General features: G+C 45.1%; 21 protein-coding genes. 5 read left to right on the top strand and 16 right to left on the bottom strand.

Annotated features, from left to right (window positions below; all coding sequences use genetic code 11):
* Window positions 1-98: 98 nt before the first annotated feature.
* From BDD39_RS06845 to BDD39_RS06860, 4 genes are all read right to left on the bottom strand, one after another.
* Window positions 99-233 carry a YjcZ family sporulation protein gene (locus BDD39_RS06845; protein ID WP_166909264.1) on the bottom strand — a complete coding sequence of 45 codons (135 nt, stop codon included), beginning with the start codon at window positions 231-233 and terminating at the stop codon, window positions 99-101.
* Window positions 234-251: 18 nt separating this feature from the next.
* Complete coding sequence (locus tag BDD39_RS06850) at window positions 252-344, bottom strand: YjcZ family sporulation protein (RefSeq protein WP_166909266.1); 93 nt, start codon at window positions 342-344, stop codon at window positions 252-254.
* Window positions 345-456: 112 nt separating this feature from the next.
* Complete coding sequence (locus BDD39_RS06855; RefSeq protein WP_166909268.1) at window positions 457-1413, bottom strand: magnesium transporter CorA family protein; 957 nt, start codon at window positions 1411-1413, stop codon at window positions 457-459.
* A 90-nt stretch (window positions 1414-1503) separates the two neighbouring features.
* Complete coding sequence (locus BDD39_RS06860) at window positions 1504-2385, bottom strand: cation diffusion facilitator family transporter (protein WP_166909270.1); 882 nt, start codon at window positions 2383-2385, stop codon at window positions 1504-1506.
* Window positions 2386-2578: 193 nt separating this feature from the next.
* Between BDD39_RS06860 and BDD39_RS06865 the strand changes: the two genes are divergently transcribed.
* Both BDD39_RS06865 and BDD39_RS06870 read left to right on the top strand, forming a co-directional pair.
* A complete protein-coding gene (locus BDD39_RS06865; RefSeq protein WP_166909272.1) occupies window positions 2579-3277 on the top strand; it encodes a class I SAM-dependent methyltransferase in 699 nt (232 codons plus the stop codon).
* A 70-nt stretch (window positions 3278-3347) separates the two neighbouring features.
* Complete coding sequence (locus BDD39_RS06870; protein ID WP_166909274.1) at window positions 3348-3608, top strand: hypothetical protein; 261 nt, start codon at window positions 3348-3350, stop codon at window positions 3606-3608.
* A gap of 57 nt (window positions 3609-3665) precedes the next feature.
* Here the strand turns inward: BDD39_RS06870 and BDD39_RS06875 are convergent, their stop codons facing one another.
* The 3 genes from BDD39_RS06875 to BDD39_RS06885 form a co-directional block, all read right to left on the bottom strand.
* A complete protein-coding gene (locus BDD39_RS06875; RefSeq protein ID WP_380630607.1) occupies window positions 3666-4535 on the bottom strand; it encodes a M15 family metallopeptidase in 870 nt (289 codons plus the stop codon).
* Between the two features lie 149 nt (window positions 4536-4684).
* Window positions 4685-5395, bottom strand: a complete 711-nt coding sequence (deoD, locus tag BDD39_RS06880) for a purine-nucleoside phosphorylase (RefSeq protein ID WP_166909278.1) — start codon at window positions 5393-5395, stop codon at window positions 4685-4687.
* Between the two features lie 320 nt (window positions 5396-5715).
* Complete coding sequence (locus BDD39_RS06885) at window positions 5716-6123, bottom strand: hypothetical protein (protein WP_166909280.1); 408 nt, start codon at window positions 6121-6123, stop codon at window positions 5716-5718.
* Between the two features lie 107 nt (window positions 6124-6230).
* Between BDD39_RS06885 and BDD39_RS06890 the strand changes: the two genes are divergently transcribed.
* On the top strand, window positions 6231-6389 hold the full coding sequence (locus tag BDD39_RS06890; RefSeq protein WP_166909282.1) for a hypothetical protein: 159 nt from the start codon (window positions 6231-6233) through the stop codon (window positions 6387-6389).
* Between the two features lie 250 nt (window positions 6390-6639).
* Here BDD39_RS06890 and BDD39_RS06895 read toward each other — a convergent pair whose 3' ends face one another.
* The 3 genes from BDD39_RS06895 to BDD39_RS06905 all read right to left on the bottom strand — a co-directional run bounded on the left by BDD39_RS06895 (window position 6640) and on the right by BDD39_RS06905 (window position 7517).
* On the bottom strand, window positions 6640-6798 hold the full coding sequence (locus tag BDD39_RS06895; protein WP_166909284.1) for a hypothetical protein: 159 nt from the start codon (window positions 6796-6798) through the stop codon (window positions 6640-6642).
* A 113-nt stretch (window positions 6799-6911) separates the two neighbouring features.
* Window positions 6912-7229, bottom strand: coding sequence for a YodL domain-containing protein (locus BDD39_RS06900; RefSeq protein ID WP_166909286.1), 318 nt, complete (start codon window positions 7227-7229; stop codon window positions 6912-6914).
* Window positions 7230-7304: 75 nt separating this feature from the next.
* The gene (locus BDD39_RS06905; protein WP_166909288.1) at window positions 7305-7517 is read right to left on the bottom strand and encodes a hypothetical protein; all 213 of its coding nucleotides are present in this window, start codon (window positions 7515-7517) and stop codon (window positions 7305-7307) included.
* Here BDD39_RS06905 and BDD39_RS06910 point away from each other — a divergent pair, their 5' ends adjacent.
* The gene (locus tag BDD39_RS06910) at window positions 7518-8606 is read left to right on the top strand and encodes a DUF2515 domain-containing protein (protein WP_166909290.1); all 1089 of its coding nucleotides are present in this window, start codon (window positions 7518-7520) and stop codon (window positions 8604-8606) included.
* 17 nt (window positions 8607-8623) lie between these two features.
* On the opposite strand, the gene BDD39_RS06915 is transcribed toward BDD39_RS06910, so the two are convergent.
* Window positions 8624-8806 carry a YozD family protein gene (locus BDD39_RS06915; RefSeq protein WP_166909292.1) on the bottom strand — a complete coding sequence of 61 codons (183 nt, stop codon included), beginning with the start codon at window positions 8804-8806 and terminating at the stop codon, window positions 8624-8626.
* A 135-nt stretch (window positions 8807-8941) separates the two neighbouring features.
* On the opposite strand from BDD39_RS06915, the gene BDD39_RS06920 reads away from it, so the two are divergent.
* On the top strand, window positions 8942-9064 hold the full coding sequence (locus BDD39_RS06920) for a DUF3930 family protein (protein WP_166909294.1): 123 nt from the start codon (window positions 8942-8944) through the stop codon (window positions 9062-9064).
* Here the strand turns inward: BDD39_RS06920 and BDD39_RS06925 are convergent.
* The 5 genes from BDD39_RS06925 to BDD39_RS06945 form a co-directional block, all read right to left on the bottom strand.
* On the bottom strand, window positions 9046-9690 hold the full coding sequence (locus BDD39_RS06925; RefSeq protein WP_166909297.1) for a hypothetical protein: 645 nt from the start codon (window positions 9688-9690) through the stop codon (window positions 9046-9048). The two genes, BDD39_RS06920 and BDD39_RS06925, sit on opposite strands and share 19 nt — an antisense overlap.
* Window positions 9691-9813: 123 nt before the next feature.
* The gene (locus BDD39_RS06930) at window positions 9814-10032 is read right to left on the bottom strand and encodes a YozE family protein (protein ID WP_166909299.1); all 219 of its coding nucleotides are present in this window, start codon (window positions 10030-10032) and stop codon (window positions 9814-9816) included.
* A gap of 197 nt (window positions 10033-10229) precedes the next feature.
* Entirely contained in the window at window positions 10230-11129 is a 900-nt protein-coding gene (locus tag BDD39_RS06935; RefSeq protein ID WP_166909301.1) for an NAD(P)/FAD-dependent oxidoreductase, read from the bottom strand.
* A gap of 103 nt (window positions 11130-11232) precedes the next feature.
* Complete coding sequence (gene bioB / locus BDD39_RS06940; RefSeq protein ID WP_166909303.1) at window positions 11233-12231, bottom strand: biotin synthase BioB; 999 nt, start codon at window positions 12229-12231, stop codon at window positions 11233-11235.
* Window positions 12232-12324: 93 nt separating this feature from the next.
* Complete coding sequence (locus BDD39_RS06945) at window positions 12325-13764, bottom strand: NAD(P)/FAD-dependent oxidoreductase (protein WP_166909305.1); 1440 nt, start codon at window positions 13762-13764, stop codon at window positions 12325-12327.
* Between the last annotated feature and the right edge of the window lie 153 nt (window positions 13765-13917).

Below are 13917 nucleotides of genomic sequence, written 5' to 3' on the forward strand. Positions count from 1 at the left end.
GCTTTATCTCCTTTTACTTTTATTGCTTCCGTTTCATTATAACCCCATTTCTGTTTCTTTCCAAGAAAAAACGCCTGTAACGAGCAGGCGTTTTTCCATTATCTAATTGCCGCTAGCACGATGATCAGCAAAATAAACAGCACGACGATTAATGCAAAGGAAAAGCCGTAGCCATAGCGATGTCCTCCGTATCCGTAGCCATAGTAAGGCATGCATCCGTCATAGCCCCACATGGTCCTCTCCCCCTTTTCTCAATAATGAATGACACATGCACAACTAACAATAATTAACAAAATAAACAGTACGACAATAACCGTAAAACCACTGTCGAATATGCCGCTCATGGCGGGCACCTCCTTCGTCTGTTCACCGCCATTATATGCAGCCGCCCAATCCCACGGGCGGGCCATCGCCCAATTTTACGAAAAAAAGATGGGCAGAAACGCTTGCCCGTCTTTACTTTTCTTTTGTGCCGTTTTCCCCCCACCAGCCTTTTTTCTTGAAATAAAGCGCAATCAGAACAGCCGTTGTCGCCATTAATAAAAGCGCAAAACCATAGCCGTATTTCCATTTTAGTTCCGGCATTACCGCAAAATTCATGCCGTACACCCCAGCGATAAACGTCATTGGCATAAAAATCACGCTCACTAACGTTAATGTTTTCATAATGACGTTCATATGATCGGATTTTAATGAAAGCTGCAAATCGAAAATGCCAGACAACGACTCTTTAAACGCATCCAACGCCGCCGTAACGCGGGAAAAACGGCCGGCGACATCTTGCATATACGGGTTCGTTTCGGCATTGATATATGGAAGCGTTGCATGCTGGATCGTTTTCACCGTCTCTTCTTGGGCTTCCGCCACTTGGCGCAACTCATGGATGCGAATTTTCCATCGGTAAATATTACGCCCGATTTCATTGGCAAACGGTGTTTTAAACACTTGACTTTCCAACGCTTGAATACAGTCGGCAATATCATCAATCACTTGCAAAAAGCGAATAGCAGTAATATCTAAAAAATAGTACAGTACATATCCAGGATGCAATGCATGTTCACGATGGTAAAGCAGCCGTTCCTTCACGTTTTCTACCAGCGGATCATCTTCTTCCATATAACTAATGACATACCGTTCTGTCGCAAGCAAGTAAATTTTTGCCGTCCGCAACTCAGGGCGAATGACAAACAGCGAGAGAAATAAACTTCGCTCATATTCGTCTGCCATGGGAATATCCGTTCCGAACAATAGCCGCCGTTTTGCTAATGGATGAACAGAAAGCGCGTCTAATAACCTCTCTAAATCCACTTTCGAAGCCGCCGTAAAATGCAGCCAGCACGTCTCGCTCCCAATAGGAGCATGGCGGCGATAGAGCCCATCTACTTCCGGTGTCTCTGTATGATGGTATTCCATCGTCCATTTCCTTTCCTTTTATAAAGTTTGTATGATATAGTGTTCGCATTTTCCTCATAAAAAAACCTTAACCGCTTGGGAAAAAGGCGGTTAAGGGATCTTCTCTGGTTCGATATGAACATGGGTCGCCTCAATATTATAGCGATTTTTCATTAAACGTTCCACTTCATCGGCAATTTCGTGGCTTTTGGCAACAGTTAAATGCGGATCGACATGGATCGTTACTTCAAGAACAATGTCGTTTCCTAACATTCTCGCTTTTATATCGGCAACGTCTTTCACTCCACTAATAGCGGCGATTTCCCGTTTATATGCCGTCAGCCGTTGTTCGTCAAATCCATCGGTTAATGTATGGGATGTTTCCATAAATACTTCCCAGGCTGTTTTGCAAATCACTCCTCCGATCAAAACAGCAACAAGCGGGTCAAGCCAAAGAAGCTTAATTTGCGCGCCTGCAATGCCGACGACCGTTCCAATGCTGACAAGCGCATCGGATAAATTGTCCTTGGCCACCGCGGCAAGCGCCAGGCTATTGGTTCGCTTCGCTAGCCGGATATTAAACGAATAAATAGATAACATAACAAAAGCAGAGGCAACCGCAACGAAGGAAGCGAGCAAATCTGGCGCGTTTTCTTCTTTTTCCGGCCGAAAAAGCGCCAACACTCCTTCCGTCATGACATCAATGCCAATCGACATCATCATGAACGCCGCAATTAAGGAAGAAATGTTTTCCGCCCGCGAATGGCCGTATGGATGGTTGTGGTCGCGCGGTTTTTTCGCAATTTTCATTCCAATATAAACGGCAATGGATGCAATGACGTCGCTAAAATTATTCCAGCCATCCGCTTTTACCCCGTCAGAATGGGCGATATAACCGACAGACAGTTTGCTGACGGCTAAAGCTATGTAAGCGACAATGCTAATGAAAGCCCCCGCTTCTGCCTTCCCTTTTCTTTCCACATACTTCACCAACCTAGTTGTTCTTTCTGCATTTATCAGTGTACCAACAAAAAAGCGTGTAAGTCTACAGCAAGAAAATTGACCGCCGTCATGAGTATAGGAAAAAGCAAATTTTTTCTCGTTTGGATAACTTTTTTGAATAAAGGCAAACAGCTGTAAAGTTGCGTATGATAAACCAATCATACATTAGAAAGGAGAATACAGATTGACCACTTATCTCGATATGTTAGCGGAGATGGGAGTCGACAGCGCCCATCCCGGTGGATTTCAGTTAACAAAAGATATATTACGTAAACTAAATATCGACCGCCATACTTGTATTCTCGATGTTGGCTGCGGAACAGGGGAAACCACCGCCTATATCGCCGACCAATACGGCGCGGACGTAACGGCGATTGATATTCATCCGATTATGATCGAAAAGGCGAGAGAACGCTTTTCCACCTTAACGTGTCCTGTCCGCCTCCATCCCGCTTCCGTTGAAACCCTTCCGTTTGCTGACGAGCAGTTTGATATTGCATTATGCGAATCCGTTTTGGCGTTTGTTTCTCTTCCTCAAGCATTAGGGGAAATTTACCGCGTGCTAAAGCAAGGTGGGATGCTTGTCGCTATTGAAGCATGCCATTCGCAATTATCTGATGAGGAAAAGCAAAAAATCGCATCGTTTTACGGTTTTCGTCATTTGCTTACCAAGGAGGAGTGGGAAAAGGAGTTGCAGAAAAACCACTTTCGACACATTGACATAACGTACTTATCAGCTAGACAGCCCGATGCCGCGCAAACTCAATTCCTCATTACGGCAAATATGCCAATGTCAATGTTAAAAATGCTCGAAACCCACCAGCAAATCACGAAACAATACGGCAATCAGCTAGGTTATTGTGTATTTTCTTGCCAAAAATAGTCATTTATACAGACGTGTCCATCTCCCCTCACGTACACTGTAGTGTATCACTCACAAAGGAGGGGGACAAATGTCACCGCATTGGTACCATGTTTGCCGCCGCTACCACGGTCAAGTCGTTCGTATTCATGATAGATTTGGAAATATCCATGTTGGGCGGATTACTCGTGTCACACCAACTCACGTCTATATCACACCTGTTGGTCCACGACGAAATCTCGGTGGATTTGGCTATGCCTTCGTCGGCTGGGGATGGGGTTGGGGATGGGGCCATAGAAGAATCGCCCTCGCTGCCATTGCCGCCATTGCCTTAATCGGTTTGTTTTGGTAATCAATTATGTAAAAAAGTGGATTACTCCTATAGAAGCAATCCACTTTTTTACATCTTTTATATTTTCTTCACTATTTTAAAATATTCTTCGAGCGTTATTTTTCTTTCAAATATGACTTTCGCCGCTTTTTTGCCCACATAACGAAGGTGCCACGGTTCGTACTCATATCCGGTCACCGCTTCTTTTCCTTTTGGATAGCGAATAATAAAGCCATATTCATGGGCATGTTCAGCCACCCATTTTCCTTCCTTTGTTTCTCCAAACGCCGTGGTCAAGGCATTATGGACCGACGGGCTTGTAATATCCACTGCCAAACCAGTTTGATGCTCGCTTTGCCCCGGCAACGCAACGGCGTGAATAGCTTCTTCTCTTCCCTTTTCTTTGACTTCTTCCATAAAGATAGCTTCTTGCCGTTCATAGGAGCGATAACCGGACGCAGCTACCAGCTGGATTCCCTCTTTGCGGGCTGCGGCAAATAACGCCTCCAATGCGGCAGCCGCTTCTGCCCGCATATACCGCTTCTCCACATTTTTTTCCGCAAAGGCAAACGGTACGCGCGGCACGACTAAATCATTCGGCTTATACGTCGCGGGAAGCGATTGTTCCTTATTGACGAGCGCCAGTATATTGTCTGGGTTCATAATGACTTTCACGCCGTTACGTACTTGGACAATATTCCAATATTTCGATTCCAGCCATAGTTCCGAATCGGTTGATTTCTCCGTTTTCGACGCCTCTTTTTTTTCGTTCGTCTTCGGTACTTTTATGTTTTCCGCTTTTTCCACCGTTTTCGGATGAGCTGTATCATTTTCGCCTGACTTCGGCAAATTTTTTTCCTGTCCGTTGGACGCGCCGTTCAGCTGGCTGCACCCGCTAAAAAAAACAAGCGATAAAACGATTATTGCTCGACATAGCTGTTTCATCATTTCACCTTTTCTTCCGTCCAGTATCGTTTTGCACTTTTTGTAAAGAAATCGCAACAATCGGCTGTTGACAACCATGAAACCGCTCCACCCAGCCAGGACGCCGAACGATGAAGAAGATGCGGCTCGCGGGCCAAAGCGGCGCCTGCCGATTATGCTTCGGTGCGAATCGCTGTTTCTAGCGCCACTTCAATCATTTCATTAAATGTCGTTTGCCGTTCCTGTGCTGTCGTTTCTTCCCCTGTTAAAATATGGTCACTGACCGTTAATACAGAGAGCGCTTTACGGCCGAATTTAGCCGCTAACGTGTATAATGCCGCCGATTCCATTTCGACCGCCAGCACACCGTAGCGCGCCCAAGTCTCCCAATTCGGCTCGTCATTATAAAACATATCCGCGGTAAACACATTGCCCACCTTTAAGGCAAGCCCTTTTTCGACACCAACTTCATACGCCGTGCGCAGCAATTCAAAGTTCGCCGTCGGCGCATAATCACGTCCGCGGAAAATCAAGCGGTTCATATTGGAATCCGTGGACGCGCTCATCGCTAAAATGACATCGCGAACGTGCACGTCTTTTTGAATCGCCCCGCACGTTCCGACGCGGATTAATGTTTGCACATCATAGCTTTGAATCAGCTCGTTGACATAAATCGAGATAGAAGGAACCCCCATTCCCGTCCCTTGCACGGAAATACGATGTCCTTTATATGTACCGGTAAACCCAAGCATGCCGCGCACACGGTTGTAGCATGTCGCCCCTTCTAAAAACGTTTCCGCGATATATTGCGCACGCAGCGGATCTCCTGGAAGCAAAATTTTATCAGCAATTTCCCCTTGTTTTGCCTCGATATGAACACTCAATGACATATACCTCCTATCGTCTTTTCGGCACCGCGTTTTATACCTTTCTTATCATACCATATATTCGCTGAAAATGGCAGTAAGTCATTATACGTAAAAATAATTGTGATGGGCATACTGAGTATATGCCTCCTCTATTTTTGTTTCACTAACGATCACCTTCATTGGGCAAGGAGGGACAAACGAATGAAAAAGAAACTAGAACAAGCTGTCGAATACGCAAACAAAACAAATCCATCTTCCCGCTCCAACAATCAGCCGTCTACATCGAAAAAAGAAAAAACAAAATTTTAAGGGAGAATTTTTTCTCCCTTTGCCATTTACGATGTTTTTGAATGATAATCATGGCGATCGCGGCGGCGCGCTAAATATTTCTCGTTAATATATAATACTTTTTTATCTTTGCTGCGTGTATATTTTTTCTCCCGCCTCTTTCTTTTCCGAACAATCCAGCAGCCAAGCAGATAGATGGGAAGAACCAGTTCCGTCGCACCGATAAAAACGTACAAAAATTGCTTGGCAGATGCGATCGTCGACAAATGGATGCGGATGTCGCTAAATCGATAGTAGGAAGCAGCGACAATAACCCCGGCGACAAGCACATTGACCACATGCAGGAAAGGGATATCTTTCCATCGGAAAAACATGCGTTCTATTTGTTCCTTTACAAACAGCAAAACAATCACAGTGGTCACACAAAGCAACATGGAAATAAAAAGTGCGGCCATCCTCGTTTCCCCTTCCCTTTACGCTTCACTGCAAAGATTTTCCGTCAATGAACCGCTTGTTGCTGTACAAACTAACAGTGTCAATAATATTAAGGAGGGAACCGTTTATGGGCAAAAAACATCGCAACCGCATCAACGGCCAAAAAAAGAATAACCATATTCCGAAAGAAGCGCTAATCGCAGAGGACGCGGCACACGCGAAAGAATACTCCGCTACAGGGGGACGAAAAAACGGACCAGGGCATCATGACAACCCAGAATCATAATAAGGCTTTATAAAAATCATAAATGGAAATCTCTGTAAGCACTTCTGCAAAGTCGGCAAGTTCTCAGTACTAAAGAGGTTTTCCTACACGTGCGCGCAGGCACTCACGCTTGTTCCGTTCAGTATCATGGGCAAACACCTCACTGGTGTTTAGCACCCTGTCGGCTTGGTTCAAAACCGTTTTCCACTTCATCCCGATAACTCAAGTCATGGGATGAAGTGGCTATATACTTTCGTAATAACAAGGGTGTTCATGTGGATGGATCCACTTCATCAAAAGACAATGTCACTACTTTTGTATACTCCCCATGAGCAATTTCTTCTTTCGTCGCTTTTTCGTTCAGTTCCTCGTCGTCATCCATTCCCGGCGCTATTGTCGGGAGATCGCGCTCCTTCTTGTCGCGTTCCAAATCATCGCCCCCTTTCCTTTATTATCCATACCCAAAATCCGTGTAAACTATTCGACTTTTTTCTTCATTATAGCATCATTTTATACAACAATACAGAATATTTTGATTTTTTATTAATGGACATGAAGGCGGCTAATCTTTTTCCAACCTTCGGGACATAGTCTGTAATACACCTGTCCTTTTAGTCCTTCATCAATGAGCACAATATCTCCCGTACCCATGAAACGGGCATGATAATCTTTTGGCATTAAATCCGCTACGTTAAACATGCGATAAAGGTAGGACAATGCTTCATGGTGGTTCGTTGCCTTCACCGTCAGCCGATATACTTGCCTGTATCCTTTTGTCTGACCAAAATGCGGGGTTTGAAATATAGTGACATCATAAACGCGATGGGCATGAAGCATTTTTTTCATCAACAAACGTACCATTATTCCTCTCTCCTTTTGCCGGGCAAATGTCTAGTTCCTATTCCATAATATTTGTGATTCGCTATGTCGATTCCTTTAGCAAAATTGCTGTTGTTTTGTCGAACGGCGCATTGCTTTTATCGACACTGCGGCCGCTTTTTGGCCATCGGCATGTCCCTGCCGGCAATGATAGAGACATGGAATTTGGCCGCGCCCGAATAAACGGCTATCGATCGGAAAAACTGAAAATACAATTATCAATAAATAAAGGAGGAGGACCGTATTATCCGCATTGACACGCTTTTGCAAATGCTCCACCCAATCCAATACATATACCGTTCTTTTTTATACCGTCATCCCATTCCGATCGCCCTTTCCCATCTCTTACTCGACATTGCCCGCCGCTGGGAAGATCCGCCGCCTACGATAAGCCTCACCGGTGAAGAGAGGCAAATCGTTAACGACATTCGCCAAAAAACGGCGAAATATAATCGCAATAATATTACACGGACAGCGGCCTATTTCGATTTTTTTCAGCGTCATCGCGAAGTGCATTGGGCATTTTTGGCGCATATCGTTTCGCGAAATGGCGGATGGAACATGACGGATTTGCGCGGAAACCTTGTACCGCGTCTTCTTCCCAAAAAACAGATCAACCCGCTCTTTTTATTTTTAGAAAGAGCGAATGCGCTTATTTTCCATGATGCCTATCCGCAGCTATTGCTCTATGAAAAAAGCAAGCAAAACAAAAAACCGTTATTTCATTTACTTCGGTCGTTCTCTGTCTCTTCTTTTATGAAACCGTTTTGGGAATATTTTTGGGAAACAAAAGATTCGCCTGTCATCACCGTGGCATTAATTATTAACGAGCAGCAATATATTCAAAAGCGGGTCATCGAAAATCCATTTTTCCAAACTCACGTGCTTTCGACGATGCCGTTTATTGTTGAGCAATGGCTCGGCTTTAATGATGTGCTCATTCCGTATAAAACGGGACGCCGCATTCGCCTTGCCGGCACAACCGTTCGCGATTTCGCCGATGTCCATCACCGTATTCACATCGGCAAAACACTTTACAGCATATTATTTTTCGAAAAACGGCTAACGAAGCGGGCATATCAATTTGCCCAAGAAACTGCTCATACCGGCTCGCGCGCGGACTTTTGGCCGCAACTATTTTCCACCGAAGCAACGGATTCGTCCCGCATTTACAGTCCGCGTTTAGAGACGGTTTGGCCGGATATTTCCCATTCATTTTCCGACTGCCGTGACTGGTTTACCGACAAAACCATTATTAAAATGATGGAAAACATTCCCGCCGTCGACCGTAAAGATATAACCGCTAATTATATGCATGACATGGAGATGCTGCGAACAGCGGCGATCACCACCCAATAAAAAAACGACGAGTGGCATTACTCGTCGTCTTCTATTTCGATCTCTTCATCAATAATGCATTTTTCCAATAAATAATCAAATGTTATATCGGCCAGCTCCTCCAGTTCCGTCTGCGTCGGCACAAAACCGCGGCGGATCAATTCATGAAAAAAAAACTCAGCGATTTCCTCCGTATCAATGACCACTTCGATTTCCTTCACGACATCTCGCCCCCTTTGTAATGTTGTATGTATTGTTATACCGTTTTATGTCAAAAGAATTTTCTCGTCCATGTACTAATTTTCTCCCTTTGTCCATATATGTAGTAACAAAAAATCTACACGGAGGAATCAAATATGGACAAGCAGACCATTGCCGATAAAATAATGGAAACAGTTGTAAACGGTTTGGCAATAATGATGATGGTGGCCGGGATTCCTTATTTCCTATTTATTTTATGTCAATTTTTATTATGGTAATTGGTAATAATTTGTAAACGTTTCACAACCGTTTCCATCACCTGTTTATACTGTTCATCGTGAAACCACTCATATAAAAATTTATAATCATTATACATATCAAGCAGCTCATCAATCGATGGCGATTTCACCTCCTCTTCGGCGGGTGAAAGAAGGACATATGATTTCACTGGTGCTGAGATAGCGATATCTTGCAAAAGAGTAATCGATGTCTCTTCATCATCCGCCAGCGGGATAATGTCTTCCATATGAACCTCAATTTCCCAGCCATCAAATAACCGTTTTAATTCATAAATCGTCTCTTCCCACCCTTCCCCATGATAGCGGTAAATTTCCGTACGCACCCCAACCACTTTAAACAAGTGGTCACCGTAATCGCGGACGTGGACAATTTCGCCTAAGAAAAATGGCAGCTCCACTTCTATTTCTTCTGTAATCCATAAATCGCCGGAAAAGTCGGATAATAATACTAGCATATGTTCCATAAATAAGCTGAGGCTATGGTTAATTTCGTATAAAAACGTACCATCGATTTGTTGAATATCGGTGATCGTGCCAACCGTTCCATACAGCGTGTTTACGACAATATCTCCAATCGAAAATTTCGGGCGCTTTGGGCCACTCATTCGTATCCCTCCACCTGAAGCAATGATAGTACATTATATGCAAATGCTAATGAGTGGACACCTCTGCCGCCGCGGAAAAACCAAATGGCAACGCTTTCAAAAAAGGGCGGGAGCAAATCCATTTTATGCTTCCTGCAAAAACCGCTCCCAAAGCTCATCAAATACGATCATGCTATCTAAATAATCACCGTTTAGCTCCAAATATCGGCTAATTTCATCATAATCTGCCGATGATTTTGGAAAACTATGATCATAATACGCCCCGTTGGCAAAGCGAACAAACGGGTCTTCCCTTTTGCCGTCACGGAATTTCAATAAATAATGATAAAACGATCGTGCCATCTTTCCCCATCCTCTTCCTTCCTAATTTCTTTGTTGTCATTTTAATGAGTTTTGTTCATTTTGTGAAGCTTTTTGCCTAGAAAAAAATTGAAAATTGCATTTTTCCTCTCTTTCTTTGTATTGAAATAGTACGCGCCAGAGATCGTTTTCATGAAAAAAACAGCAAAAAAGAAGGCGTTTTTATCGCTTTTTTCTCCTCATTGCTGTGCAATAATGCTTTTATGAATCCATATCGCCGCCTGTACGCCTTCGCCCATGGCGATCGTCACTTGTTCGGAATGAACACCGATGTCGCCCGCCGCCCAAATATTTGGGACATTGGTTTGCTTCGTGCGCGGATTGGTAGGAATGTGCTTATTTTCTAAGCGCTCCACCCCAAGCTGTTTTGCCAGATCGGTATTCACTTTGTTATGGCCAAAGGCAATAAAGGCGCACTCCGCAAAAATTTCCGCTCCGTTTTGCAGCCGGACGCCGGAAAACTCCGCCCCTTCCTTGACAAGCACCGATGCAATCGGCTCGCGAAGGTAGAGAATGCCTTTTTCCTGCAGCTGTTGCTGCCAATTTCTCGATAGCTCCTCGCCATCGTGATTAATATAGATAATGTCTTTTGTCCAATATAACAGCGTCATGGCCATATTTGCCCCGGAAGTGCCCGCGCCAAGCACGATCACTTTTTTATTGGTGACTTCATATCCATCGCAGTCCGGGCATACGTAAATGCTTGTCCCTAAACATGGAATCAGGTTGGGAATCGGCGGAATCCGGTCTTTCACTCCTGTCGCAAACAAAAGCCGCTCGCTTTCATATGTATTCCCGCTTTTACCGAACAGAATAAATACGTTTCCTTTTTTCTCGGCGGCGATCACCTCATCGTCGGCAAAATGCACGCCAAATTGCTCCGCCTGTTTTCTTCCGAGCGCACGCAGCTTCTCCCCGCTTACCCCATCCGGCCAGCCGAGCACGTTATGGTACGCTCGGCAAAGGTTGGAACGGCCGTTATTGGCATCAATCACCAAAACGCGGTGATGGTAGCGGCCGAGTTGGATCGCCGCCTGCAATCCGGCAATTCCGCCCCCGATAATAATGCATTCATACATGTTGTTTCACTCCCGATTATCGCTTTATCTTTTATTGTCTGCCGTTCGTCTATATTCATGCATAAAAAAACGCCGTCTCCATACGGGAGACAGCATCGGGAAATTAGGAACAAATCGTTTGCTCCTCGGCGGAAAAATCGATTTCAAAGCCGAGATCTTCGAGCATTTGATAATCAGCCGATTTCTCTTGGCCGGCCGTTGTCAAATAATCGCCGACAAAAATCGAATTGGCCGCATATAAACCGAGCGGCTGCAGAGAGCGCAAATTGACTTCGCGTCCACCGGCGATGCGGATTTCTTTGGTCGGGTTCATGTAGCGGAACAATGCCAACACTTTCAGGCAGTAGCGCGGATCCAATTCGTTTGTTCCGGCAAGCGGCGTCCCATCAATCGCATGCAAAAAGTTGACCGGAATCGAATCGGCATCAAGTATGCGCAAGCTTCGTGCCATATTCACCACATCTTGTTTTGTTTCTTTCATGCCGATAATGACGCCTGAACATGGAGAAATTCCCGCTTCTTTTACCATTTCCACCGTTTGCACACGATCATCGTATGTATGGGAGGTCGTGATGTTCGGATGATGTTCTTTCGATGTGTTAATGTTATGGTTATAGCGGTCAACTCCCGCTTCTTTGAGGCGCGCCGCTTGTTCCGGCTTTAAGATGCCAAGGCATGCGCACACTTTTAGTCCGAACCGCTCCTTAATTTCTTTGACCGCGGAAACAACCGTATCGATTTCTTTTTCGCTTGGACCGCGTCCGCTCGCGACAATGCAGTACGTGCCAATGCGCAAGCGGTATGCTTCTTCCGCGCCGCGCAGGAGCGTTTCTTTATCGACCATTTTATAAGTTTTCACCGGCGCCGTTGAAACGGCGGACTGAGAGCAATACCCGCAGTTTTCCGGGCACAGCCCCGATTTGGCGTTAATGATCATGTTAAGTTTCACTTTGTTGCCATAATACGTACGGCGAATGCGATATGCCCCCTGCAACAATAGCAACAGCTCTTCATCCGGACAGTCTAAAATTGCCAGCGCTTCTTCATCGGTAAGCTCGTAGCCTTCCAACACGCGGTCGGCTAATTCCAGCCAATTTACCATTTTTCCTCTCCCCTTTCCACATCGTTACATTTATCGTAGCGAAAGAGGAATTTAATTGTCAACTAAAACTTTATAAAGGTTAACTGTTTCCGTTTATTTTGTTAATTTTTCTACGATATCGCGGGCGATCCATACGCCGCAGGCGCTCGCTTGGGCAAGGCCGCGCGTAATGCCGGCGCCATCGCCGCCGACGTACAATCCGGAAATCTCCGTCTCAAACCGGTCGTTTAATTTCGGGCGCGCCGAATAAAACTTCGCTTCGACGCCGTAAAAGAGCGTATGTTCCGAAGCCAACCCCGGTGTGACGTGGTTCAGCGCCTCCGTCATTTCAATTAAGCTTTTCATCGTATTGTATGGAAGCACAAGCCCTAAGTCGCCAGGCACCGCTTCTTTCAATGTCGGTTCGATAAATCCTTCTTTGATCCGTTTTTCCGTAGAACGTCTTCCTTTTAAAATGTCGCCGTATTTTTGCACAATAATGCCGCCGTTCGATAAAGCATTAGCGAGCCTCGAAATTTCATGGGCGTATTCGTTCGGCTTATCAAATGGGTCGGAAAACTTGTGCGATACAAGAAGCGCAAAGTTGGTATTGTTGCTGCCGAGTTTCGGATCTTTATAGGCGTGGCCGTTTGCGAGCATAATGCCGGAATGGTTCTCAACAACGACGTGCCCGGAAGGATTGCTGCAAAACGTGCGCACTTGCGTCCCGACCGACGTGTTGAAAATAAATTTTCCTTCGTACAAATGTTCATTGATCTCTTCCATGACAATGTTCGATGTTTCGACACGCACGCCGATGTCGACTTGGTTGTTGATCATGCGCAAGCGGCGTTTCCGCAATATTTTGCTCAGCCACACCGACCCGTCGCGTCCCGGCGCGATGGCAACTTTCTCCGCTGTCAGCGTTTCGCCGTTTTTCAAGACCACTCCGGTGACACGATGCCCATCGTTCGTTTTTTCCGTTATAATATCGTCCACTTCGGTCTTAAAACGCATCTCAATCCGTTCATGCAAATATTCAAAAATGCTTTTTAAAATTTCTAAGTTTTGTTCCGTCCCCAAATGGCGGACTTGGGCGCGCAATAGCTTCAGCCCAGCGGCGTAAGCACGACGCTCAATCTCTTTGACTTTCTCTGTCGTTGGATCGGTAATGGATGTCGTCGCCCCATGTTTTAAATTAATTTCGTCGACATAGCGGATAAGTTCCAACACTTTGGACGCTGGCAAGTAATCGGTCATCCAGCCGCCGAATTCGCTGGTGATATTAAATTTTCCGTCCGAATAGGCACCGGCCCCTCCGAAACCGTTCGTAATCGAACATGCCGGCACGCATCCGGCATAATCTTTTTTGCCGGCCGGCGGCGGACACTTTTCAATCTTTTTCTGAAGAATCGGACAATTGCGCTTATATATATCGTGCCCTTTATCAATTAACAGGACGTTCGCCCCTGGAAGTTTTAGCGTTAATTCGTAACAAGTAAAAATGCCTGCCGGGCCTGCGCCGACGACAATGACATCATAATGGTTGTTCATCTGTCCATCCCCCACTTCCCGTATTCCATTTGTAACTATATCAATTATTTTCCTTCTCGTCAAGATAAAATACGAACTTTTTCTCGATTATATATAAATAATGTTCGTTATTTTTAATATCTTGTTTTTACGGACAAAAACTGATAAGTTGAT

The sequence above is a fragment of the Saccharococcus thermophilus genome (assembly GCF_011761475.1).
GTDB lineage: Bacteria > Bacillota > Bacilli > Bacillales > Anoxybacillaceae > Saccharococcus > Saccharococcus thermophilus.

Excerpts from the sequence above, each read along its gene's own strand:
- BDD39_RS06890 (WP_166909282.1), top strand. The coding sequence starts at position 6,231 with ATGGGCAAAAAACATCGCAACCGCATCAACGGCCAAAAAAAGAATAAC.
- BDD39_RS06930 (WP_166909299.1), bottom strand. The coding sequence starts at position 10,032 with ATGGCACGATCGTTTTATCATTATTTATTGAAATTCCGTGACGGCAAA.
- BDD39_RS06885 (WP_166909280.1), bottom strand. The coding sequence starts at position 6,123 with ATGGCCGCACTTTTTATTTCCATGTTGCTTTGTGTGACCACTGTGATT.
- BDD39_RS06920 (WP_166909294.1), top strand. The coding sequence starts at position 8,942 with ATGGACAAGCAGACCATTGCCGATAAAATAATGGAAACAGTTGTAAAC.
- BDD39_RS06925 (WP_166909297.1), bottom strand. The coding sequence starts at position 9,690 with ATGAGTGGCCCAAAGCGCCCGAAATTTTCGATTGGAGATATTGTCGTA.
- BDD39_RS06850 (WP_166909266.1), bottom strand. The coding sequence starts at position 344 with ATGAGCGGCATATTCGACAGTGGTTTTACGGTTATTGTCGTACTGTTT.
- bioB (WP_166909303.1), bottom strand. The coding sequence starts at position 12,231 with ATGGTAAATTGGCTGGAATTAGCCGACCGCGTGTTGGAAGGCTACGAG.
- BDD39_RS06945 (WP_166909305.1), bottom strand. The coding sequence starts at position 13,764 with ATGAACAACCATTATGATGTCATTGTCGTCGGCGCAGGCCCGGCAGGC.
- BDD39_RS06900 (WP_166909286.1), bottom strand. The coding sequence starts at position 7,229 with ATGGTACGTTTGTTGATGAAAAAAATGCTTCATGCCCATCGCGTTTAT.
- BDD39_RS06875 (WP_380630607.1), bottom strand. The coding sequence starts at position 4,535 with ATGATGAAACAGCTATGTCGAGCAATAATCGTTTTATCGCTTGTTTTT.
- BDD39_RS06845 (WP_166909264.1), bottom strand. The coding sequence starts at position 233 with ATGTGGGGCTATGACGGATGCATGCCTTACTATGGCTACGGATACGGA.
- BDD39_RS06855 (WP_166909268.1), bottom strand. The coding sequence starts at position 1,413 with ATGGAATACCATCATACAGAGACACCGGAAGTAGATGGGCTCTATCGC.
- BDD39_RS06935 (WP_166909301.1), bottom strand. The coding sequence starts at position 11,129 with ATGTATGAATGCATTATTATCGGGGGCGGAATTGCCGGATTGCAGGCG.
- BDD39_RS06910 (WP_166909290.1), top strand. The coding sequence starts at position 7,518 with ATGCTCCACCCAATCCAATACATATACCGTTCTTTTTTATACCGTCAT.
- BDD39_RS06870 (WP_166909274.1), top strand. The coding sequence starts at position 3,348 with ATGTCACCGCATTGGTACCATGTTTGCCGCCGCTACCACGGTCAAGTC.